Origin of the sequence: Ktedonobacter robiniae (assembly GCF_016587375.1) — a bacterium.
Classification (GTDB): Bacteria; Chloroflexota; Ktedonobacteria; order Ktedonobacterales; family Ktedonobacteraceae; genus Ktedonobacter; species Ktedonobacter robiniae.
Window position 1 is genome coordinate 104,281 of the sequence record NZ_BNJG01000004.1, and the last position, 21,983, is coordinate 126,263.

17 protein-coding genes are annotated in these 21,983 nt (G+C 53.1%); 7 read left to right on the forward strand and 10 right to left on the reverse strand.

The annotated features are described in order from the left end of the window. Positions 1–38: 38 nt before the first annotated feature. Entirely contained in the window at positions 39–1,250 is a 1,212-nt protein-coding gene (locus JMJ04_RS41495) for a cytochrome P450 (RefSeq protein WP_201376271.1), read from the reverse strand. A 130-nt stretch (positions 1,251–1,380) separates the two neighbouring features. On the opposite strand from JMJ04_RS41495, the gene JMJ04_RS41500 reads away from it, so the two are divergent. After that, a complete protein-coding gene (locus JMJ04_RS41500) occupies positions 1,381–1,968 on the forward strand; it encodes an IS607 family transposase (RefSeq protein ID WP_201370004.1) in 588 nt (195 codons plus the stop codon). Next, entirely contained in the window at positions 1,955–3,253 is a 1,299-nt protein-coding gene (locus JMJ04_RS41505; RefSeq protein ID WP_201376272.1) for an RNA-guided endonuclease InsQ/TnpB family protein, read from the forward strand. Before JMJ04_RS41500 ends, JMJ04_RS41505 begins: the two co-directional genes overlap by 14 nt. On the opposite strand, the gene JMJ04_RS41510 is transcribed toward JMJ04_RS41505, so the two are convergent. From JMJ04_RS41510 to JMJ04_RS41525, 4 genes are all read right to left on the reverse strand, one after another. After that, complete coding sequence (locus tag JMJ04_RS41510; protein ID WP_236039072.1) at positions 3,240–4,289, reverse strand: alpha-hydroxy acid oxidase; 1,050 nt, start codon at positions 4,287–4,289, stop codon at positions 3,240–3,242. The genes JMJ04_RS41505 and JMJ04_RS41510 overlap by 14 nt on opposite strands. Before the next feature lie 279 nt (positions 4,290–4,568). Then, positions 4,569–4,805 carry a hypothetical protein gene (locus JMJ04_RS41515; RefSeq protein WP_201376273.1) on the reverse strand — a complete coding sequence of 79 codons (237 nt, stop codon included), beginning with the start codon at positions 4,803–4,805 and terminating at the stop codon, positions 4,569–4,571. A gap of 48 nt (positions 4,806–4,853) precedes the next feature. After that, entirely contained in the window at positions 4,854–5,159 is a 306-nt protein-coding gene (locus tag JMJ04_RS41520) for a hypothetical protein (protein WP_201376274.1), read from the reverse strand. Between the two features lie 56 nt (positions 5,160–5,215). After that, positions 5,216–5,434 carry an MbtH family protein gene (locus JMJ04_RS41525; RefSeq protein ID WP_201376275.1) on the reverse strand — a complete coding sequence of 73 codons (219 nt, stop codon included), beginning with the start codon at positions 5,432–5,434 and terminating at the stop codon, positions 5,216–5,218. Positions 5,435–6,233: 799 nt separating this feature from the next. Between JMJ04_RS41525 and JMJ04_RS41530 the strand changes: the two genes are divergently transcribed. From JMJ04_RS41530 to JMJ04_RS41550, 5 genes are all read left to right on the forward strand, one after another. Further along, positions 6,234–7,007 (forward strand): ABC transporter ATP-binding protein, encoded by a 774-nt coding sequence (locus JMJ04_RS41530; RefSeq protein ID WP_201376276.1) that lies wholly within the window; start codon positions 6,234–6,236, stop codon positions 7,005–7,007. A 29-nt stretch (positions 7,008–7,036) separates the two neighbouring features. Next, entirely contained in the window at positions 7,037–9,418 is a 2,382-nt protein-coding gene (locus JMJ04_RS41535; RefSeq protein ID WP_201376277.1) for an ABC transporter permease, read from the forward strand. Between the two features lie 41 nt (positions 9,419–9,459). Continuing rightward, the gene (locus JMJ04_RS41540; protein WP_201376278.1) at positions 9,460–9,915 is read left to right on the forward strand and encodes a hypothetical protein; all 456 of its coding nucleotides are present in this window, start codon (positions 9,460–9,462) and stop codon (positions 9,913–9,915) included. 90 nt (positions 9,916–10,005) lie between these two features. Beyond that, positions 10,006–11,535 carry a HAMP domain-containing sensor histidine kinase gene (locus tag JMJ04_RS41545; RefSeq protein ID WP_201376279.1) on the forward strand — a complete coding sequence of 510 codons (1,530 nt, stop codon included), beginning with the start codon at positions 10,006–10,008 and terminating at the stop codon, positions 11,533–11,535. Between the two features lie 16 nt (positions 11,536–11,551). Beyond that, positions 11,552–12,202: a response regulator gene (locus tag JMJ04_RS41550; protein WP_201376280.1), complete on the forward strand. Its 651-nt coding sequence runs from the start codon at positions 11,552–11,554 to the stop codon at positions 12,200–12,202. 9 nt (positions 12,203–12,211) lie between these two features. Here the strand turns inward: JMJ04_RS41550 and JMJ04_RS41555 are convergent, their stop codons facing one another. The 5 genes from JMJ04_RS41555 to JMJ04_RS41575 form a co-directional block, all read right to left on the reverse strand. Further along, positions 12,212–13,444 (reverse strand): threonine synthase, encoded by a 1,233-nt coding sequence (locus JMJ04_RS41555; RefSeq protein ID WP_201376281.1) that lies wholly within the window; start codon positions 13,442–13,444, stop codon positions 12,212–12,214. A gap of 72 nt (positions 13,445–13,516) precedes the next feature. Beyond that, the gene (locus JMJ04_RS41560; RefSeq protein ID WP_201376282.1) at positions 13,517–15,484 is read right to left on the reverse strand and encodes an ABC transporter ATP-binding protein; all 1,968 of its coding nucleotides are present in this window, start codon (positions 15,482–15,484) and stop codon (positions 13,517–13,519) included. 22 nt (positions 15,485–15,506) lie between these two features. Next, positions 15,507–16,559 carry an ornithine cyclodeaminase family protein gene (locus JMJ04_RS41565; RefSeq protein WP_201376283.1) on the reverse strand — a complete coding sequence of 351 codons (1,053 nt, stop codon included), beginning with the start codon at positions 16,557–16,559 and terminating at the stop codon, positions 15,507–15,509. Positions 16,560–16,718: 159 nt separating this feature from the next. After that, complete coding sequence (locus JMJ04_RS41570) at positions 16,719–17,759, reverse strand: pyridoxal-phosphate dependent enzyme (protein ID WP_201376284.1); 1,041 nt, start codon at positions 17,757–17,759, stop codon at positions 16,719–16,721. Between the two features lie 162 nt (positions 17,760–17,921). Continuing rightward, positions 17,922–21,974, reverse strand: coding sequence for a non-ribosomal peptide synthetase (locus JMJ04_RS41575; RefSeq protein ID WP_201376285.1), 4,053 nt, complete (start codon positions 21,972–21,974; stop codon positions 17,922–17,924). Positions 21,975–21,983: the final 9 nt, after the last annotated feature.

Sequence of the window (21,983 nt, forward strand, 5' to 3'; positions counted from 1 at the left end):
CTAAATACGTTATCCTTTCTCTACTTTGCGCGTCGCTCCTACGAGAGCGTGGAGAATGTGACTGGGTTCGCGCTATAGCCACCGAGATTAGGGTTCGAGTTCCATACAGGGCTGCTACCAGGCTTTGCCCTCAGGTCGGAGACGGCGAACAGTTCTTCCAACGCGACCTGTATCTCGATTCGTGCTAACGTCGCTCCTGGGCATTGATGAGGACCGTACCCAAACGCGATATGTTTATTCGGGCGACGGTGTGCGTCAAACTCCATGGGCTGAGCAAAGACGTGGGGATCATAATTGGCGGCTTCCAAGAAGACCATCACCTTCTGGCCTCGCCGCACCACTTGTTTCGCGGACATACCCTCCGCTAGCTCAATATCTTCAGCAGCCTCGCGTATGAGATAGCGCGTTGGCGTGGTAATACGCAGCAGCTCTTCACCCAGCGTCTTCACGAACCGTGGCTCTTTACGCACTTCTGCCTGAAATACACCCCAATGCTGCATTAGCCAGTCAATCCCATTGCCTAATAGCTTCTTCGTGGTGATACGCCCGGCGGCAAAGACCATCATGCAATTCGCTACTATATCTTCTTCTTCAGGAAAAATATCCTTTGCGGCAATAAAATCGCTTAGCAAGTCATTAGTAATATTTTTTCGCTTATCCTGGATAAGCTTGTGGAAATAGCTTTCCAGGTACTTAATGTCATTCATATCGCCGCGAAAATAGCCGCTGGTCACGTCTCCAAATGTATCAGACCATACCTCCAGCTTCCGCAACAATTCTCGATCATCCACAGGTATCCCCAGAACATGGGCAATGGTAAAGAGCGAGACGGGCGAGGCAAATTCACTCACGGCATCCATTTCTCTGGCCGCTTGCGCCGAGAGAAGGGCTTCCCTGGCAAATCTCCTGATATCATCCGGCATTTGCTTTACTTGATGCGCCAATCTACGCAACATAACATTTTGCGCGTCGTGGTGTGCATCCCCATCCATAAACACCATTTGCTTGCTCACCGCTGCCATTTGGGCGGGCGCGGCTCCACTTGCGAGCGAACTGAGGCCGGAGAGGAAGCGCTTATCATCTAAAATAGCGGTGGCGAGCTTATGGCTGGTCACAAGCCAGGACTGACTCGTCTCGTCAAAATAGAGACCATCCTGGGCGCGCAAGGCGTTATAGTGTTCATGTGGATTCGTGTAATGTCGCCGTAGTGACAACAAGTTCAATTTCAGTTTGCCTGCTCTTTGCTGCATTCTCTTATCCTCTTCTCAGCGACTTACCAATGCCAGCACTACACGTTTCTCACGAGAGAGCTATTGAAACCGATCTTTGAAAGTATAGCGAATTCTTGACAATCATTGAGTAGCATAGTATGATTTGAGCATGAAACTCAGTGATTACGCGAAACAACAAGGGGTCCGCTATGAGACAGCCTGGCGTTGGTTCCGGGACGGGAAAATCCAGGGGCGGCGCGTAGGGGCTCACACGATTCTCATCGACGAGCCAACCAGGGTGTCAGTCCCCTCATCGAAGCCTCAAACCGTGGTCTACACGCGGGTGTCTTCCGCAGAAAACAAGACCAACCTGGACAGTCAAGCTGAGCGGTTGGTTGCCTACTGCGCTGCCCGTGGCTATCAAGTGGGCAAAGTTGTCAAGGAAATTGGCTCTGGCGTCAATGACAATCGGCCGAAGTTTCTGGCTCTCTTGGCCGATCCAAGTGTGGGCCGTATCGTCATTGAACACAAGGACCGGGGTACCCGCTTCGGGTTCCGTTACATCGAGACCCTGCTTCAAACTTATGGGCGTGAGATCGAGGTCGTCAATCAGGCCGACAATGGCACAGAAGACCTGCTCTCAGACCTCACCAGCATCGTGTACTCGTTCTGCGCCCGGCTCTATGGGCAACGGCGTGCCAAACGCAAAACAGAGCGTCTTGTGCAGGAATTGGAGGCCGACCGTGCACCTGGTTGAAAAGCACATCATTCTTCGGAGTGATCCACGCTATGCCACGCTTGACGCGGCCTGTTTTGCTTCCAAAAATCTCTACAATACGGCGCTGTATGAGATCCGTCAGGCCTTCATCTTTGAGGGAAAACACCTCAACTACAATGAAATGGATCGGCGGATGCAGTCGCATGAAGCGTACAAAGCACTGCCTGCGAAAGTGGCCCAACAGGTATTGCTGCTGCTCGAACGCAACTGGAAATCCTTCTTTGAAGCGCTCGATGCCTACAAGCGCGATCCCTCAAAATTTCGCCGACGCCCCCAATTCCCCAAATACAAGCACAAAACGACAGGCCGCAACGTACTCATCTACACGATGCAGGCCGTAAGCCGCAGCAAACGGACCCTTGGACGACACCTCATTCAGCCTTCGGGACTGGGCATCCAGATCAAAACCCAACAAGATCCCAAGGCGATCACTCAGGTCCGTGTGGTTCCCAAACACGGTTTTGTCGTCGTTGAGGTCATTTATGAACAGGAGCCGAGCCGCTCCGCCGTCGATCCCGCGCTCATCGCTGGCATCGATCCTGGTCTGGAAAATCTGATCGCACTAACTTCAAATAAACCGGGTTTTGTCCCGGTCGTCGTTAACGGGCGCGGTCTGAAAAGTACGAATCAGTTCTACAACAAGCGGCGAGCAGAACTCCAACAAGCTCTTGGTCGTCCTGGAAACACGCGGCGCATGGAGCGCTTGACTCTCTGGCGCAATCGGCGGATTGAGCATGATCTGCACACCATCTCGCGTTTTGTGATTGATGTGCTGGTGGCTGAGGGGATCGGAACGCTCGTGATTGGTCGCAACGTGGGCTGGAAACAGGAGATCAACCTGGGGAAACGGACAAATCAGAACTTTGTTCAGGTGCCTCATGCCCAGTTCATCCAGATGCTCACCTACAAAGCTGAGCAAAAAGGCATCCAGGTGATCCTCACCGAAGAAAGCTACACCAGCAAGGCCAGTTTCCTGGATCGCGATCCTTTGCCGATCTACCAGCAAAGCCAGGAGCATGCGCCTGTTTTCAGCGGCAAACGGATCACACGGAGGCTCTATCGGGCATCCAATGGCCAACTCATTCACGCCGATTGCAACGGGTCCTATAACATCATCAGAAAAGCAGCTCCTGATGCCTTCGGGTCGGAGGGAGTAGAGGATGGGGAGCGCAGGGTTCATCTGCCGGTAGTCCATCCCGTGAGGCTGTCATTCCCTCACAAACCCGCTCGCGAGAAAATCCTGGCCTCTGTCAGGATTCGCTAGTCACGACGGAACTATGGATAGCTTGAAGCGTGGAGCAGCCTGCAAGGCTCATTGCTAGCTCAAGTTCCTCCCGCAATAAGTGCAGGACATGCCGCGCTCCCTCTTCCCCATCGACGGTCAGGCCCCAGAGTACCGGTCGGCCCACAAAAACAGCCCTGGCTCCTAAGGCGAGCGCTTTCAAGACATCAGTTCCTCGGCGAATACCACCGTCGCAATAGACTTCGCAGCGCCCATCAACGGCTTCAACAACCTCTGGTAGCGCTTCGATACTCGCTATCGTGCCATCGAGCTGACGACCACCATGATTAGATACAATAATGCCGTCAACGCCATGTTCTACCGCTAATTGCGCGTCTTCTCCAGTCAAGATCCCCTTCAATACGATGGGAAGGGTCGTCACTGTACGCAACCATTCTAGTGTCTGCCAGGTGACAATCGTGGGTTCGGGTATGTAATTTCCCGAATAGGCAGGCGCGGCAAAATTGGCAATGCTCATGGTGGCTGGCAAGGTAAAGGCGTTCCGTATATCTCGCTCACGCCTCCCCAGGCGCGGCGCGTCTACGGTAAGCACAATCGCTCGATATCCCGCCGCCTCAGCACGCCGCACCAGCTCTTCAGTTATAGCCAGGTCACGGTACACATAAAGCTGAAGCCACAATCGGTTTGTATCACAAACCTCCGCGACCGTTTCCAGACTGCGTGTCGCAAAGGTCGCGACCGTCATGAGTGAGCCAGCAGAGTCAACCGCCCGCGCCGTCGCGCATTCGCCATCACTATGCGCCAGACAATGAAAAGCTGTGGGGGCGACCAGAAGCGGCATTTGCACAGAACATCCCAGAACGGTTGTCCTCATATCAATCGTTGAAACATTAGTCAGGACACGAGGTCGTAAACGAATGCTTTCAAATGCCAGGCGATTACGGCGTAGAGTCACCTCATCATCGCTGCCGCCCTGATAAAAATCCCAGGTCGCTTGCTCTAGATGCTCGCTCGCTTGTTTCTCATATTCAAAGACGTTAAGAGGTTTCACCATCATTTTCACACTCACCGTGCTTCGCGAGTGATCTGTCCGCCTATATCATAAGAACCAGGGACAACAACCAGACAGAAGAGAAGCCGACCACCCTCTCACAGCCTGGGGATTCGGTCGGCTTGCTTTTTCTGCCTCGTTTATGTCACTTAATCAGGGAACAGGTTCAACCTTCCTACGTATCACCTTAGGGGTGAACCTCTTCCAATGCGACGAGATGTCCGGTTCCATCTAATGTCTTCAGGTCGATGTCGGCAACACAACGAACTTTAACATAGTTAAGCGTCAGTGACCCTCAACATGAGCGACACCTGTCTGCTGCTCGAAGTTGGCGCGACTAAGATCCGTAGCGCTTTTATCGACTCTTACACCGAGGTCGGTACCGCCACGCGTATCCGTAAATTTAATGAAGACATAACCCATGTCCTCCACGCGCTTCTTGAATTCTTCCAGGGATGGTTTCGGGCCACCAACTATGACAGGATGATCCCCCTGCGCGAGACGTTGTACGAGATCGTCCATTGTTTCACTCCTTCATACTGAACGTACTGTAGAGCAAGTTTACCTGAGCTATACAGTGGCTTCACTCGCCTCGACAACCTGCTCCTCCGAGTTCTGCTCATAGGCATAACGCAGGTCCTCAGGGATCTCAAATTTGAGCGTTCCGTGACAGAAATCCTGCCACTCTGGCGTTACATTATCAAAGATAAGCCCCTTATTAGGGATAACAGGGCTACGGACAACCGTAAAATCATCCCATAGGTATACGACATCCTCATCCGTGAGGTCCGGCTCGTTCTCTTCTTTCTTTTCAGCCCAGTCTGTATATTGCCGAAGGTCCTTCAGGTGATATGCTTTACAATATTTCCTGATCATATGCTTGTCCTCTCTCTAATGTAAAAACACTTGACGTATTCTGTTGACGCTTCTACCTATGCCTCTAACTCCGCCATGCGTTTACGCAGGCTTAAAGGCCTCATATCCGTCCAGACTTCTTTGATAAACTCCAGACATTCAGCCTTAAGACCCGATTTACCGGCATCATTCCAACCAAGAGGATTGTCACGGTCGGCAGGCCAGATAGAATACTGCTCCTCGTGATTCACAACTACTTTATAAATAGTTTTATCCTCTTCTTCATCTCTCGGCATAGCAAATCCTCCTTGCATAACAAATCACTAAACGTAATGGCGCATTGTTTTGCGCACAACCCAATGCAAAACAGACGAAAGCTGCATGCATTCGTCTAGAAAGTTTTGAGGAAAGTGTCTTAGACAGAAAGTGGAGTACATATAGATAGAAACCATGAGGCGCAAGCTCCGCCATTCCAACCTGGAGAAATGTTGGCAACGTCCCAATTAAACTGTTATCCCGGAGCCTTCGCTACGAACGGGCATAACACATATCCATCATTGCACACAGCAACGTTGAATAGTGCCATAGCAGGTGACAGGATTCCAGAAGCGGCTAAAAACAATACATTTGCTACTTCTTTCATGCTAACACGATAATAGTATAAACAAAGGATTTACAACAGCACAATACGTTAATGAGGTATTTCCTCTTCCTCCCTTGAAGTAAATCTGAGATGAGGGAATAATCCCCAGAAGGTGGCTTGGCGTACCCTATTCTGCATTGGACGGCTTCGACACGATTACCTAGCCTTTCATCAGGGCGCGCCAGCCAACTCGTACGGTCATCCCTGTTGCCAGTAGCGATTGTCGCTACCGGCAACAGGGCGCGCCACGCGCAGCCACCGGTCATCCTCGACGCCATCACGAAATAATCTAACCTGAGATAGAGGCATAATCCAACCTGAGATAGGCCCGTTTGATCACGCCCTCGGTTATACTCTCCGAAGACAACACAAAAACAATAAATCAAGCAAAACACACGATAGCGAAACGTATCCTTTACACGGCTTTATTATCCTTAGAAAGGATCAAGCTCATGTCCATTGTCGATAATGACCCTACCAATTATCAGTTACCTGCTTCACCGTTAATACAGGTTGAACACCTTACGCGCATTATCACCAATCGCACACAAAAGACGACCCTTCTTCATGATGTTACGTTCGCAGTGCCAGCCCAAAAACTCTTAACCATTAATGGCCCATCGGGAAGCGGCAAGTCTACCCTGCTGAATATGCTCACTGGTATTGATAAACCAACCGAAGGGCGCGTGGTCTTTGCCGGACAGGAATTAAAAGCCCAGGGTGAAAATGCCCTGGCCCGCTGGCGTGGCCGCAACGTGGGTATCATCTTCCAATTCTTCCAACTCATCTCAACACTTACTGCCTTTGAGAATGTCCTACTCGCTCTGGAATTGGGTGGAGGTGGCGGGCTACCTCGTAATGCCTGGCGTAAGCGCGCACAGGACTGCCTGGAGATAGTGGATCTCGGCTCATTTGCCCATCGCTTACCCAGTGAACTCTCTGGCGGCCAGCAGCAACGCGTGGCCATCGCCCGTGCGTTAGCCAACAATCCGCCCGTGCTCATTGCTGATGAGCCAACCGGTAATCTGGACTCTAAAACGGCATACTCCGTCTTCAATATCCTGGCCGGACTCACCGAGCAGGGAAAGACTGTGATCTATGTCACCCACGATTCCCAACTCGCCTCATACGCCGATGCTCGCATTAATCTGCTCGATGGTCGTATTGTCAGCGCGCACGGAACCCAGGCCATCGTTACGGCCAAACAGGAAGAGGTGCATTCATGAGCGCAGGCATGAAGAAGATCATAGCTGACATGAAAATGAGGAAAGGCCGCACGCTGCTCGTTATCATAGGCATTCTCATTGGCGTGTTCGGCCTGACGGGCATCAATTTCACGCAGGATACGCTCTTCTCGGCATTTTCCTACACCATAGAAAGCCATGATACACAGCCCGATATCACGATGATTGTGGACAAATTAGATTCCACACTCGTGCCCGCCTTGAAGGATGTACCGAATGTAAAAGCGGTACAAACCGAGACACGCGTTTCAACCCTATGGCGCATTAATAAGGCACCAGGATATACGACGATTAAAATCGTTAGCTATCCAAATTTACAGGCTCCCTCGCTCGCTCCATTCGAAATTGTCAGCGGTCGCTATCCTCAAGCAGGCGAAATCGTAATGGAATACGGCGATATTGCCCTGGCGGATGTCAAAATTGGCGATACGGTCAAGCTTGACACAACACATGGGCAGGTACCACTACGCGTCGTGGGTATGGCCCGGACCGCTGGTGTCGATCCCGCGACCTCGGGCAAAGCGCAGGCCTATATGAGTGACGAGGGCGTCCGTCAATTGGATGTGCTTACCAACACCAACGAACCGAATCATCCAGCGCGCCAATTCATGATCCACTATAAAGTGAATCACATCGGCCAGGTTGACGCAACCGCTAAAGCGCTACAGAAAGTGCTAAAAGACAAACACATACAGATCTTCGTGACGGCCTTTCCTGGTCCAGGTATTGTCCCCCTGCAACAAATCAGTGGTATCTTTGTGCTACTCATAGTGCTGGTCTTTATGGCGGTACTCATGAGCGCCATCCTCATTTTCAATACGGTCACGACCCTGATTACAGAGCAAACGGCTATCATTGGCACCATGAAAACGCTAGGAGGCACGCAGTGGCAGATCATGCGCAGTTACCTGATCTTTGTGCTCATTTGTAGCTCGCTTGCGACTATCCCTGGCCTGATACTGGGTATTGCGGGCGGATATATAGTGGCCTCAACGCTGGCTCCAACCATTCCGCTGGCCTTGGGACCATTTACCCTGCCACTAAATCTGATTCTTCTCGGCTTGCTCGTTGGCTTTGGTGTCCCCCTACTCGCGGCTCTCCTCCCATTGTGGAATGGCACGCGCATCACCATTCGCGAAGCCCTTTCCGCCTATGGTATCAGTACGGGAAGAAGAAATACGGCGCTCACTCGCTTCGCCCAGCGACTCACCTGGGTTTCGCAGACTGTATGGCTGGGGCTGCGCAGTTTCTTCCGCAAGAAATGGCGAGCTGTCTTAACCATTTTCATGCTTAGTATTGCAGGCACAAGCTTCTTAATCGTACAAACCCTCACTGCCTCGGTGAATTCTACAGTAAGCTCGGTCTTTACAAACTTTGGGGCCGATGTAGAGGTTGACCTCGGCCCGCAAATGAAGTTGAGTCAAATTAAGATGGACCTGAGTACCATCAAGGGGATCAACGTCATTGAGCGGTATGGACAGGGTGGGGCAAATACGCAGTGGGGACGCCTGGCTCTCTGGGGTATCGAGCCTCAAACCAAAATCTACCATTACCACATGGTCAGTGGGCACTGGTTCCAACCAGGTGACACCAATGTCGTGCTCATTAGTAGCCATTTCGCGGAAAAGACAGGGCTGCAAATAGGCAATAACCTCGAAGTCAACAATACCAACAACCAGCCCACAACCTGGCGCGTCATCGGCATTATTGATGAGAATGTCAATGGCCTGGGTCAAATGGGAGCCGCCGTCGTCCCCGTGAATACCCTCTATCAGTTTCAGGGTATACCTGAGAATGCCGTACAAGATGCCGCGACACGTGTCCTGCTGCAAGCGAAAGACCACTCGGCGGCGACCACGCAAACAATCGTACAACAAATAGGCAAAATTGCCCTCGATGCAACCATGAGTGGTTCAGTGGAGCGTGGTGGAGGCATTGTCAATACCTATATGGTACAGGACGAGGTGCTTCGTCACCAGCGTAGCTGGTTTGTCTCCTACATATTACTCTATAGCGTCGCGATCATTATCGGTATCGCCGCTATTATCGGGCTGGCTAATGAACTAACGGCCTCAGTCCTCGAACGTCGCCGTGAAATTGGCATGTTACGCGCAATGGGGGCGAGCTCCTGGCGTGTGGCACAGGTCTTCTGGGTCCAGGGGCAATCGCTAGGTCTTATCGCCTGGTTGCTTGGTGCCATTCTGGGACTCCCCCTGGCGTATGCCTTCCTACGCCTCTTCAGCCAGTTTGTGATGCCAATTGATTTCGTCATAGACCCTCTCGCCTTCGTAGTGATGCTCCTGGCGCTGCTAGGAATCGCGACACTCGCTAGTATTACGCCGGCGCAAAACGCGGCCCGCTTACGCATTGCTGACTTGATGCGCTACGAATAACCATATACCTATCCCTCTAGAAGAAGAAAGGATTTAATATCATGAAAACGTCTGTACGACAGTCAAAGGGCTTCTGGCCACTTCTTAGCCTCGTCATGGTTCTCACCAGCATAGCCTTTACTGCCTGTTCATTCGATAACTCATCCAGGCCATCGGCCCAATATACCATACCCAATCCTCCAACCGCGCTTCCGGCTGAGTACTACAAAACGGTCAAAGAGCAGGTCGCGAAAGCCCTGCGGCTCAGCGTATCTCAGACGGCGGACAAGATTAAAACAGATCCTGATGGCCTGTTTGGAGTCGCAAACCACCAGGGAATATCACAGGAACAATTCACCAAAATCCAGCTTGACGCCATGCAAACAGCAGGCAAGCAAATGGTAACCATGGCGAAATGGACACAGCAACAGGCGGATAATGACTTTAAATACTGGCAGGCGCGAAGCGAGAAAGCCTTAAATGGCGACATTAGCACGTGGTTCGTCGATAACAAATAGCGCCAGTTCTCACTGGCAACATACGCGTAACAAACATATAATGGAACAATAATACAACACTGTATATTCACCATAAGGAGCTAGACACGCATGCAGGCAATACGTTGGCGCTTTGGTGGCCTCTTTTGGCGACTCACCATGTCGTACTTGATGGTCACCCTCATCGCTGCCCTGGCAATTGAGTGCGCGATCACCCTCATTCCATTATTGAGGGATCTTCAGCAAGCCAACGTGTCGCCATTGCAAACAGTAGAGAAACAGGGAGCTACACGAATAGCTCCCTATATGGACAATATATCAACCACATCGGATGCGCAAGCCCTCCGCTACGCGCTTGCCGTCCCGCTTTTTGATGAGATAAGCCATGATGATCCTCGGCTTACTTTCGTTGCTATTCTCAATCAAGCTGGACAGCCTCTCACTTCAACATCTTGCGCAAGCTCCCAATTGCTTTCTCTGGGCACGCAAAAGTGCGCGCAACAAACGCAGCAGAAGCTCACCACGCTGCAATCTTACGAAACAACGCAGCGCACAATACGCGAAATAACCAGCCTCAATCGTTCTTCAACTCAGGTCATTCATAGCCTTCCAACTGGCGAGTCTCTTATTGCCGTCTCCATACAGAGCCACGGCAAGCAAACAGCAGTCACACTCCTCGTCGTGATCAATGGCCCCGTCGTCACGCAAAGCACACGTACCATACAACTACAACAGGTCATTTCTACATTATGGAATTACTGGCAGCCCACGGGCTTTTACTTCATCTTCTTATCTACCGCCCTGGGCACAAGCGCCGGCATGCTTATCTCGCATAATCTTACCCGTCGCTTGCGTCGTATCGCTCAGGCAACAAAAGAGTGGAGCCGGGGAGAATTTCAGATGACCATCCATGATCACGCTCACGATGAGGTAGGGCAATTAAGCAAAGACCTCAATAATATGGCGGAACAACTTCAGATGCTACTTCTAACCCGGCGAAAACTGGCTATCATGGAGGAGCGCACACGTTTAAAACGGGACTTACATGACGCGGTCAAGCAGCACCTGTTCGCGGTCCAGATGCAGCTATCAGCGGTACGGGTACTCTTTCCGAAAGACGCGAATACCCCTTATCGTCACCTCGTTGAGGCTGAAAAGCTGGCCCTGCTAGCCCAACAAGAGTTAGCCACGCTGATTGAAGAGCTACGTCCAGCGGGGCTGGCAAATAAGAACCTTGCTCTTGCTATTGAGGAGATGAGTCATGATTGGTCACGCCGCACGGCCATCGCTATCTATGTGCGTATTGAGCAGGAACATCCTCTCCCGGTCGAAATTGAGCAGGCACTCTTTCGCGTCACGCAGGAGGCTCTTTCCAATATCGCCCGGCATAGCGGAGCACGTACCGTGAACCTTGAGCTGCTAGGCCAAGCACACGCGATCACCCTTACCATAAAAGACGATGGACACGGCTTCGACCTCTCCGTTGCTCGTCAGCAGAAACACAGCATAGGACTACGAAGCATGTATGAACGCATTGAAGACATCCATGGTATATTCTCCCTTGAGAGTACAGCTAACGGAACGTCTATCAAAGCGTATGTTCCAATACCAGCGACAGCAACAGCAACAGCAGCAGAATAAGAAAGAGAAAAATAGCATGAAAGAGGTAATTCGGGTATGTATTGTGGATGATCATATCGTAGTTCGCCAGGGGGTGCAGGCTTTCTTAGCAACACAGCCCGATATTGAGGTGGTGGGGGAGGCAGGTTCGGGCGAGGAGGCTATTCAATTGGTCAGAGACCTGGCACCAGACGTTCTTCTCCTCGATCTTGCCATGCCAGGATTAGATGGTGTGGAGACGACGCGCCGCGTGAAGCTGGTCAGCCCCCAAACACATGTTGTGGTTCTCACCTCGTATGTACAGGATGAGTATATCTTCCCTGCCATCCGCGCTGGCGCGCTTTCATACCTACTCAAAGAATCCGCTGGGGAAGAGATTGTTAACGCGATCCATAAAGCCGCTCGTGGCGAAGCTATTCTCCATCCACGTATCGCTTCACGCGTAGTACAGGAATTGCAAGGAAAACGTCAGACAGAGATCAACCCATTTAGCGAACTCAGTGAGCGCGAGATGGAAGTGCTGCACTTGATTGCCAATGGATTCAATAACGCGGCAATCGCCGAACGCCTGGTTATCAGCGAGGGAACCGTGAAGAGCCACGTCAACAGCATCCTGAGCAAACTCCACCTCACTGACCGAACACAGGCCGCGATCTTTGCCTGGCGCGAAGGCATCGTCAGAAAGTAATGATGAATTTTAGAAGGAGGAAAGAATGCGCTCCACCTCCGCGAAGTCATGGACAAGGTGCGATGAAGGTCGTTCAGGCGCCAGATATTGTGGCTGCTTCAATCCGCTCCCTGTAATGTAGAGGACAACCTCGTCATCTGGCGTAATAAGCCCGCTGGCAAGGGCGGGTTTCAGGCAGGCAAATGTAGATGCCGCCGCCGGTTCCGCAAGCACACCCGCGTACCTGGCAAGGATGGAAATCGCGTGCAGGGTATCATCATCCGAAACAGCAACGAACGCGCCTTTGCTCTCCTGGATATCATGTAAAGCGAGGGCTGCCCCGATAGGCGCGTCTACAGCGATGCCATCTGCAATCGTCCTGGCAGACGACTGGTACCGCCGTTGTAGAGCGACCTCGCCGCGCTCCCATGCTTCCTTTAAGGGCTGACAGTACTCGGCCTGGACGCCAATAATCCGAGGAAGACGCTCAGTCACACCGCATGCCTTCAACTCGCGGAATCCCTTTACCATAGCGCTCATGGTTATCCCGTCCCCTACAGGAACAACCAGCACATCGGGAACCCGCCAACCAAGCTGCTCCCAGATCTCCAGGGCAACCGTTTTCTTGGCTTCCAGCGTCAACGGATTGACGCCTGTATTGCGATCTCCCCAACCCAGGAGACGCGCAGCCTTACGAGAGAAGGCAAACGCGCACTCATACCCTCCCTCAACTTTGAAGACCGTCGCCCCCGCAAGTTGCATAATACGTAGCTTGCTCTCCGAAACATGAGCCGGAACAAAATTGACGGCCTTTATTCCACTCGCGGCAGCTCCCACAGCGAGCGAGACCGCTACGTTTCCGGTCGAAGCACAGGATACCACGCCAATCTTATTCCGTAAGGCATATTCGAGCACCAGCGCGGTCGCCCGATCCTTATTTGAGCCGGTAGGCGTTCTCGTTTCATCTTTGAGCCAGAGCCGTGGCAATTGTGTCAGTTGGCGCAGCGGATCGGGAGCGATGAGCGGAGTATTGCCAACAAAGAGCGGATACCGAACCTCCTGGTCATCCAGGGGGAGCAAAGCGCTATAACGCCACATCCCCTTGTGAGCAGCAGATACGGGCGGAATCAGTGACGCATTATACTCATAGTCGTACAGGATAAGATCATCGTTATCTGGAATACGAGGCAGCATGGGAGATGGCTCACGCGTAGACATAGAGCCATCCCAATGCATAATAGTTTCCGAGCGAACTTTGCCCATTACACGTTACCTTCCTTTCTCGCCATGGGTTCGCGCAGAGCAATTAGAGCAATAGCTAATTCAACAGTCGCATCAAGACGAATGAACAGCAAGAGGATCATCAATGACTTGTTGCATGAACTGCTGATTGTACAGCCTGGCATACAAGCCATTGCGCTCCAATAGCTCTTGATGAGTACCTTGCTCCACAATATTGCCCTTATCTACAACCAGAATCACATCAGCCGAGAGGATGGTTGAGAGACGATGCGCAATCGCAATGGTAGTACGTTCCTTCATCAATGGTTCAAGCGCGGCCTGAATCAGCCGCTCGGAATGGGTATCGAGCGAACTCGTCGCCTCATCCAATATAAGAATACGTGGATTCTTGAGGATAACGCGGGCGATGGCGAGACGCTGCTTCTCTCCTCCTGAGAGCCGATAGCCGCGTTCACCAACGATAGTATCGTACCCCTCATCGAACTCCATAATGCGCTCGTGAATGGCAGCCGCCATGGTAGCCGCGATCATCTCCTCTTCGGTGGCTTCTGGACGAGCATACAATAAGTTCTCGCGGATGGAGGAGTGAAAGAGAAACGTCTCCTGCGTGACCACGCCAATGAGCGAACTGAGCGACTCTAGCTTGATATTCCTTACGTCGTGCCCATCAATCTCCACAGCACCGCTATCCACGTCATAGAGCCGTGGGATAAGATACGTCATGGTGGTCTTACCAGCGCCGCTCGGCCCAACCAGGGCCGCTAGCTGACCAGGTTGGATGTGAAACGAGAGCGAATGAAGGGTAATAGGAGTGGCGGGCTCCACGGGTGGGTTGCCCTGCTCAGTGGCGGCGGACTTCACTCCATTTTTCCGGTTGCTCGTATTCTCCTTCGCGGCCAGATCAGGGAGAGGCGCAACGCCGTCACGTTTGTAGGAGAAGGTGACCTCTTTGAAAGCTACCTCGCCGCGCACCTGCTGCGCGGTCAAGCTAAGAGCGTCGGGAGCATCCTCAATCTCCACGGGCATGTCCATATACTCAAAGATGCGATCAAACAACGCCAGCGACCCTTGAATATTAAGCTGCAAGGGGAATATCTGACTGAAGGAGCTAAACAGCCTCGTTTGCAGGGCAGTAAACGCAACGATACCACCAATCGTAATCGCCGCGTTCCCCTCCTTCGCGCTAATGATTTGCCAGCTCGCGACAATGTAGATAATCGCGGGCGTGAAGGTGTAAAATATATTAAAGAAGAACATGTTCCAGCGGCCCGTCATCTGCTGCTGAATACTCAGTGTGGTGAGCTTCCTGTTCTCCTGTTTAAAGCGGTCCCGCACCAGGCCTTGTCGCCCCAGGGTTTTAATGAGCAGGACACCACTCACAGAGAGCGTTTCCTGCATGACCGCATGCAGGGTAGCCATCGTCTGCTGCGTCAAAGAGCTAATCCGGCGGCGTACCCTGCCCGCGCGGTGCGTCAACCATAAGAACAGAGGCAACAGCGCGATGGATATGACCGTCAGCAGAACGTTGATATAGAGCATGGCGATTAGCGTAATCACCACGTTGAGAATGGTCGCTAAGGCCGAGGTAAAGGTATCTGTAACAGCCTGCTGAGCGCCATTAATGTCATTTGAGAGACGGGACTGTATCTCGCCGGTTCGCGTTGAGGTGAAGAAACGAAACGGCATCATTTGCAGCTTGGAATAGAGCTTATCACGAAAGTCGCGCATGATGTTCTGTCCAATCAGGCTATTAAGATAGGATTGGGCAACACCAATTAAGCCTCCGACAAGGGCCGCAGAGAGGCCAATTGTGGCGTAGAAAAACAAATTGCTGGTACTACGGCTAATGACGGCTTCATCCAGGATTGCGCGAATAATGAAGGGGTTTATCACACCCAGTACCGTCGTGGCCAATATAATGAGGAACTCAATGCCCAGGTAAACCTTGTATGGCTTAAATGCCGCGCCGATACGCTTGAGTGTATGCCAATCCGCCTTCTGGTTACGCACCACCTTTTTCTCTGCGCCAGAAGATGGACCTTTGCTGGTAGCCTGTATCATAAGTTGACTCCTCGCTTGTTTGCTATCGTGATAACCAGATCCCTAGATCTAGCTTTAAGGCCGACTGATAGACGTGCGCGGCCATGGCTACATCTTCAATCGCGAGGCCGAAGGGGTTCACATACACAATATCATCGAGGGAGCGCCGACCGCTTTTCTTCCCGGCGACGATCTCGCCAAGCTGCGCATCTATACGACGTGGCGCTTCCCCGGTATGGTGCTCAATAACGTCGTCGGGGCCAACGATTTGCCCCTGGCGATACATGCGGCCCAGCAATCTTCTTGGGTCGCTCTTGACCAGGTGCCAATCATCAACAACCGCCAGGTCAGCTTTCAAGACGACTTCGGGTAGGGCATCATCAAGGGAAACATTGACGAGGATCGAGCCGCGCTGTAGCCACTCATACTGGATATAGCCAGTGGTGGTGGTGGTGGTGGGCACGATGAGTTGAGCATCGCGAATAGCCTCCTCCGCGGAGGAAGAGAGGCGCATCGCGACCTCATACTCTCCCAAGAATGGGGCAAGCTCGCTCTCAAGGGCATGGATGCGTTCAACATCCAGATCATAGATGCGAATTGAGCGCAGTTCAGGAATCCTTTGCACGAGAAGCTCAATATGCGCTTTCGCCAGTATTCCCGCGCCAATAACGGCCAGGGTGTGGATGTTGCGCCCCTTCAATACATCAACGGCGAGCGCTGTCACGCTGGCGGTTCGCAGACTTGAGATCTGCGCGCCTTCCATTAAGCACACAATACGTACCGAGAGGTCATCGTAGAGCATGGTCAAGCCGCTCGCCCGTGGTAGGCCGCGTTTCGGATTGTTAATATTGCCGTTAATGATCTTTGTGCCCGCAATGTTCAGGGAGCCCCCTACATAGCCGGGCATATTAAGGCTACGCACGGCTTCACCGTGACTGTTTTTCCATGATAGGTAGGCTTCATCGGGCAAAATAGTTTCCCCTATCCCATGGAGATGTAATACCTCGCGTATAACGGCGACGCTATCAACCTCTTTACATGCTAGTTTCACCTCTTTTTGTGAGAGATAGAGAATATTATCATTACTATTGTTCATATTTACTCCTGATGTTAATCGGCGCTAGAAGCACCAGTTGGTCCAGACACGCCACCCCTTACGCGACGAGGCCGGCCAACTTGTACGGCCAATCCCTTTAACGGTAGCGAGTGTCACTACTAGTAATGGGTGTGCCACGCGACAGCACCGTGGTTCGCGCTAGTTTGCTTTCGCAATAGACTCAAGTGGTCCCAGGTGTTCGGCTGTGAGGGTTATGTTGTGCTGCTGTAGCCAGGCATCATTGTAGATGGAAGAGGCGTAGTTTCGCCCACTATCAGCGCAGACACAGGCAACACGTGTATCTTCGGGGTGCGAGGCGAGATACCGAACGCACGCGGCAAGGGATGCGCCACTGGAGCCACCTACATGAATATCTGTCGCTCGATAGAGTTCGCGGCAGAAGGCGAAGGCTTCTTCATCATGTACCAGCATGTGACTGTCGTACAAATCCGCGCTGATAAAATGGGAGCGCCGGGATGAACCGATACCTGTGAGTTTCCGTGGCGCGGGCGGTGTGCCAAAAATGACTGACCCATGGGCATCAACGCCGATAATCCGCGTCGCGGGGCTGACCTCGCGGAAGAAGCGACCAATACCGGAAAGGGTTCCTCCAGTCGAGACGGGCACAAAAACAGCGTCCACCTGCTCATCCATCTGTTGATAAACTTCTGGTCCTGTGCATGAGTAGTGAATATGAGGATTAGCGGAGCTTGAGTACTGATCGGTCCAGGTATAGTTTTGATGCTGACTGCATAGTTCCTGTACCCTGGCAAGGCGCGAAAGAAGAAAACCACCACTGGTATCTGGCTCGTACACCATCTCAATGGACGCGTCCAATGCCTCCATTTTGGCAATGTTCTCCTCTGTCGTCTTCGGATCAATGACCGCGATAAAGCGATAGCCTCTGGCTTTACATTGAAAGGCCAGGGCTACACCCAGGTTTCCCGATGTGGACTCAATAATCGTGGATCCCTCGGAAAGGAGTCCACGATCTTCAAGGTGCTGGATCAGGGAGTACCCGGTTCGGTCTTTCATCGATCCCGTTGGATTATATCCTTCTAATTTCAGGTGAACGGTATGCGTCTTGCCTGCCACCGAGAGGTGAAGCGCTTGCATCGGTGTCTGTCCGACCTGGTGCACCAGCTTCTGTAGCTCTCCCATTGGCAAATTTGTCAATCCACTTTGATATATTGAAGCCACCACGCCCTCCTTTTAGCATAGGCATACTATTTATCGTTTCTGGTGCACTAAATGTGCACCAGATCGGTGCTACTTAAGTACTTTAATTAAAGAATCCAGAAATAGAGCGAGATAACGAATGGGGAAGCCTTTCGCATTCCTGGATTCTTTCCTTAAACTCCATCAGTAGCGCTGGCCCTCAATGCGTTGTTTGATTGCTCGCGCCAAGGCTTCGACGTTTGGCTCTTCGATCATGGTCAGGTGGTCGCCGGGGATTACATGGACTTCCAGACCGCTCTCCGCGAGTTCACGCCAGGGACTGATAATGTCCAGTGGCGCTCTGACCTCCGCGACCTCCTCATCCTCCCCCTGCTCTAGTGGCTGAAGGGGCTTCAGGGAGGCTTCCGCGATGAAGTAATCAATGCGCGGGCCATAGCTTTGCGGCAGATACAGGCGGGCCATGAGGTGATGCTTCTTTACCAGCGCGAAGACACGGCGGACCTGTTCCAGGCTGATATCCACCGGTATGACGTTGGTTACTTTCGCCTGGACAAACAGGTACTCTATCAGTTCTGATTGCGCCATCTCTGAGGCGTCATCTGGCGGGGATACTTTGAATGACGAGATCATTCTCTGCGCGAGTTCTTCCTCTGTGAGATCGACCTCCGCCCCTTGCGCACGCTCACGCATTTCAGCCGTAGCTAATCGGCTATCAATCAAGGCGAGAAGGGCGATCTCGTGGCCTTGCCGGTGTAGCTGTTGGGCTATTTCAAAGGCCACGACGCCACCCATAGACCAGCCACCAAGCAAGTAAGGCCCATGGGGTTGCATGGCTTGTATGGCCTCCACATACTGTGACGCCACCTCTTCAATAGTGGATAGGTCACTCCCCTGCTCATTCAAACCCGTGGTTTGCAAGCCGTAAAAGGGTTGATCTATGCCAAGCTGTTGCGCCAGGCCCAGATAGCTCGCGACCGTTCCCCCAGAGGGGTGAACACAGAAGAAGGGCGTTTTTGTCCCCTTCGGTTGAAGGGGCACAAGCGCGGGTTGGCTGGCATGCGGTTCTTGCTGGCGTAGCACAACGGCGAGTTCGGCCAGGGTCGGATAGAGGAATAAGGCGGAAAAGGGCACATCCTGATTGAATATCGTCAATATATGGGACGCCAGGCGGAGCGCGAGAATTGAATGACCACCTAGTTCAAAGAAGTTATCGGTAATGCTGACTGGATGGACCTGTAGCAATTCCTCCCAGATGCGCGCGAGTTGCAATTCAACAAAGTCACGTGGGACGACAATCGTTCTGGCTTCATCGTTCACGTCGCTCAAGACGTTCTGCGCGGTCGCGGTGAGCAATTGCTGAATGTCGACCTTGCCATTCGGTGTCAGCGGGATGACTTTCAGAGCGATAAAGGCTGACGGCAACATATATTCGGGTAGATGTTCCTGAAGGAGTTCGCGTAACTCTCGTATGGTGGGGGCCGGTTGCTGGCGCGTGACATAGTAGAGCACAATACGCCGCTCGCCTGCGTCATCCGTTCGGAGAAGCGCGATACAATTGCGTATATTGGCATGCCGCCTGAGTACAGCCTCGATCTCACCCAGTTCGATGCGATAGCCACGCACCTTGACCTGTCCATCTCCGCGCCCAACGAAGACTAATTCGCCTCGCTCGTTGTAGTACGCCAGGTCGCCGGTACGATAGAGCCGTGCCCCCTGCCGCTTGCTATAAGGATGAGGGACGAAACGGATAGCGGTCTGTTCCGCCTGCCCTTTATACCCCAATGCCAGGCCCGCGCCTCCCACATAGAGTTCGCCGATCACACCTTGCGGCAACACGTGCTGCCAGCGATCCAGCACATAGCATTCACAATTCGCCAGCGCCCGACCCAGGGGGACGCTATTTGTTTCTAGCTGATAACTCGGCAGATCTCGCGTCAGGGCATTCGCCAGCACGCCAACCGTACTCTCGGTCGGGCCATAGTGGTTATATATGGCGCAGGACGGCTCCAGTTGTCGCAAGCGGTGCAATAAGCTGTGCGGAAAGGCTTCACCTCCCAGGATCAGTGCCTCGCGTGGCAGAAGCGAGCGCACATGCTCATCCGAACCCTCCAGGAGCGCGGTCAGGTGTGAGGGGACAATCTTCAAGACATCAATGGGGTGCCAGGCCACCCACTGGCTCATCGCCTGGGCCGAGGTGAACGTCTCATAACTCAGCACCTGCACGCAGCCACCACTCGCCCAACCCGCGAATATGGCGGTATTGCCAAGGTCGGCAGCCAGCGTCGAAACCGTGGCGTACTGCTTGCCGGGCGCGAGATTGAGCAACTGACGGATAGCCAGGCTATAGTTAAGCAGGTTGCGCTGCGTAATCATGACGACCTTGGGTTTGCCGGTTGAGCCAGAGGTAGACATCATATAGGCCAGGTCGTCGCTATGTCCCTGCCAGAGAAGATTATCGGTTGCCTCCTGCCCCCATTCCTCCTGTATATCTTCTAAGACGAGCACCTGGGCCAGACTGGCAGGGAGGCATGCGCGCACCGCATCTTGCGTCAGCACCGCCGTACAATCCAGTTCGGCTAATTGAGCGGCCAGGCGGGCGGCGGGTAGCTGTGGGTCCAGTGGCACATAGGCCCCACCCGCTTTCAGCACGGCCAGCACGGCAATGAGCATCTGCGCGCTTCGCTCAAGGCATAGCGTGACCAGGCAGTTCGCGCCAACGCCACGCCGACGTAACACCCTTGCCAGTTGATTGGCCCGCTGGTTTACCTGTTCATAGCTCCACTGCCCATGTTGATCGAGTAGGGCCAGCGCCTGAGGCTGACTCATGACGTGTTGTTCGAACGCGTGCTGGATCGTCCGCGCTTCTTCCCACTCCTGCCGCCTTCCCTGACCATGTACGCGCAGCCGTTCTTGCTCGGCTTCCGGTAACAGGGCGATAGTGCGCAAGACGCGCTCAGGCTGCGCGACAACCTGAGAGAGGATGCTGCGTACAACGCTGGCCAGGGTCTCGACTTGCTGAAGGCTGAACTGCTGCCGGTCATACTGTAATTCTATGCTTATACTACTCTCTGTGCTCAATCCCTGTAATTGCAGGAATGAGGGTTCCTGGCAGCTACGGCACTGTTGTAGCTGCCAGCCTGGGCCTTCTTTCCGCTCAGCCCAGACAAAGCTGAGCGGAAAGAAGGCCTGACCAGCCTCCACCGTCTGCGGCCAGTTGAAATAGAGTTGCCAGTTCAACGCTTCCTGCCAACTCGCCTGTATCCGCTGGAGGAGTTGCGTCCATGTCCAGCCATTTTGAGGCGTTACCGCCAGGGGAATCAGGCGGCTATAGGGACCCAGCACTTCACCTAATTCCTCATAGACACGACCATCGCCTTGCGCTCCCAACAGAACCGTTTCCTGCTCCATCAAGCGCCACAGGACCAATGACCAGCAGGTCAATAGCACGCTCTCGATAGAGGCTCCCAGGCGATCCGCCAGCGCCAGTAGTTGCGCCTGCAATGCTGCCGAGAGGGCCACAGGGAGCATTTCAGGGGCGGCGACCAGGGTGCCATCACCGGGCGACATAGTGGATACCCGACCTGGATGGAGCGGTAGCCCCTGCTGGTGAACGGTAGAGACATCGATCTGCCGCCAATATTCCTGGGGGGCCTGCGCGCTCTCGGAGAGCGTTAGCTTTTGCAGCCATGCAGCGGTAGAGGCATACTGCAATACGTCTTCGGTTTTTTCCAGGGGTAGGCCCTGAAGACGCGCCTCATATCGGAGTTGCCAGCCTTGAACAAGCAAGGATAACGTGGCGGTATCCGCGCAGAGTACGGGCAGGCTTATCAGCACCTCATGCCGCGCCTCCTCCAGGCGGAAGAGAGAGATGTGCAGGAGGGGTCCACGCGCCAGGGCTAGCGGCTCCTCCCACTGCTGAGAGAAGGCGTGAGCCAGGTGTGCTTGCTGGATCGCGGGATCGACACTACGCATATCAATCACTGGAAGCGCCACCAACTGCTGCCGCCCAATAACCTGAACTGGCACATCCATCGCAGGCAATTGTTGAAACACTGTGCGTAAGATTTCGTGCTGCTCAATTAGCTCTTCCAGGGCTTCCTGGAAGAGCTTCTGATCCAGCGCACCCTGTATCGCGAGCCACCCTTGCACGCGCTGTTGCCTGGCTTCAGGCCAGTAGGACCACAGCCGGGCTTGCTGCTGAGAGAGGTGGGCACCCCTGATTCCCGTTGTTTGCATCTATCTGTT

Bases quoted from the DNA above. Each gene is read 5' to 3' on its own strand.
- JMJ04_RS41495 (WP_201376271.1), bottom strand. From the start codon at position 1,250: ATGCAGCAAAGAGCAGGCAAACTGAAATTGAACTTGTTGTCACTACGG.
- JMJ04_RS41500 (WP_201370004.1), top strand. From the start codon at position 1,381: ATGAAACTCAGTGATTACGCGAAACAACAAGGGGTCCGCTATGAGACA.
- JMJ04_RS41510 (WP_236039072.1), bottom strand. From the start codon at position 4,289: ATGATGGTGAAACCTCTTAACGTCTTTGAATATGAGAAACAAGCGAGC.
- JMJ04_RS41515 (WP_201376273.1), bottom strand. From the start codon at position 4,805: ATGGACGATCTCGTACAACGTCTCGCGCAGGGGGATCATCCTGTCATA.
- JMJ04_RS41520 (WP_201376274.1), bottom strand. From the start codon at position 5,159: ATGATCAGGAAATATTGTAAAGCATATCACCTGAAGGACCTTCGGCAA.
- JMJ04_RS41525 (WP_201376275.1), bottom strand. From the start codon at position 5,434: ATGCCGAGAGATGAAGAAGAGGATAAAACTATTTATAAAGTAGTTGTG.
- JMJ04_RS41530 (WP_201376276.1), top strand. From the start codon at position 6,234: ATGTCCATTGTCGATAATGACCCTACCAATTATCAGTTACCTGCTTCA.
- JMJ04_RS41535 (WP_201376277.1), top strand. From the start codon at position 7,037: ATGAAAATGAGGAAAGGCCGCACGCTGCTCGTTATCATAGGCATTCTC.
- JMJ04_RS41540 (WP_201376278.1), top strand. From the start codon at position 9,460: ATGAAAACGTCTGTACGACAGTCAAAGGGCTTCTGGCCACTTCTTAGC.
- JMJ04_RS41545 (WP_201376279.1), top strand. From the start codon at position 10,006: ATGCAGGCAATACGTTGGCGCTTTGGTGGCCTCTTTTGGCGACTCACC.
- JMJ04_RS41550 (WP_201376280.1), top strand. From the start codon at position 11,552: ATGAAAGAGGTAATTCGGGTATGTATTGTGGATGATCATATCGTAGTT.
- JMJ04_RS41555 (WP_201376281.1), bottom strand. From the start codon at position 13,444: ATGGGCAAAGTTCGCTCGGAAACTATTATGCATTGGGATGGCTCTATG.
- JMJ04_RS41560 (WP_201376282.1), bottom strand. From the start codon at position 15,484: ATGATACAGGCTACCAGCAAAGGTCCATCTTCTGGCGCAGAGAAAAAG.
- JMJ04_RS41565 (WP_201376283.1), bottom strand. From the start codon at position 16,559: ATGAACAATAGTAATGATAATATTCTCTATCTCTCACAAAAAGAGGTG.
- JMJ04_RS41575 (WP_201376285.1), bottom strand. From the start codon at position 21,974: ATGCAAACAACGGGAATCAGGGGTGCCCACCTCTCTCAGCAGCAAGCC.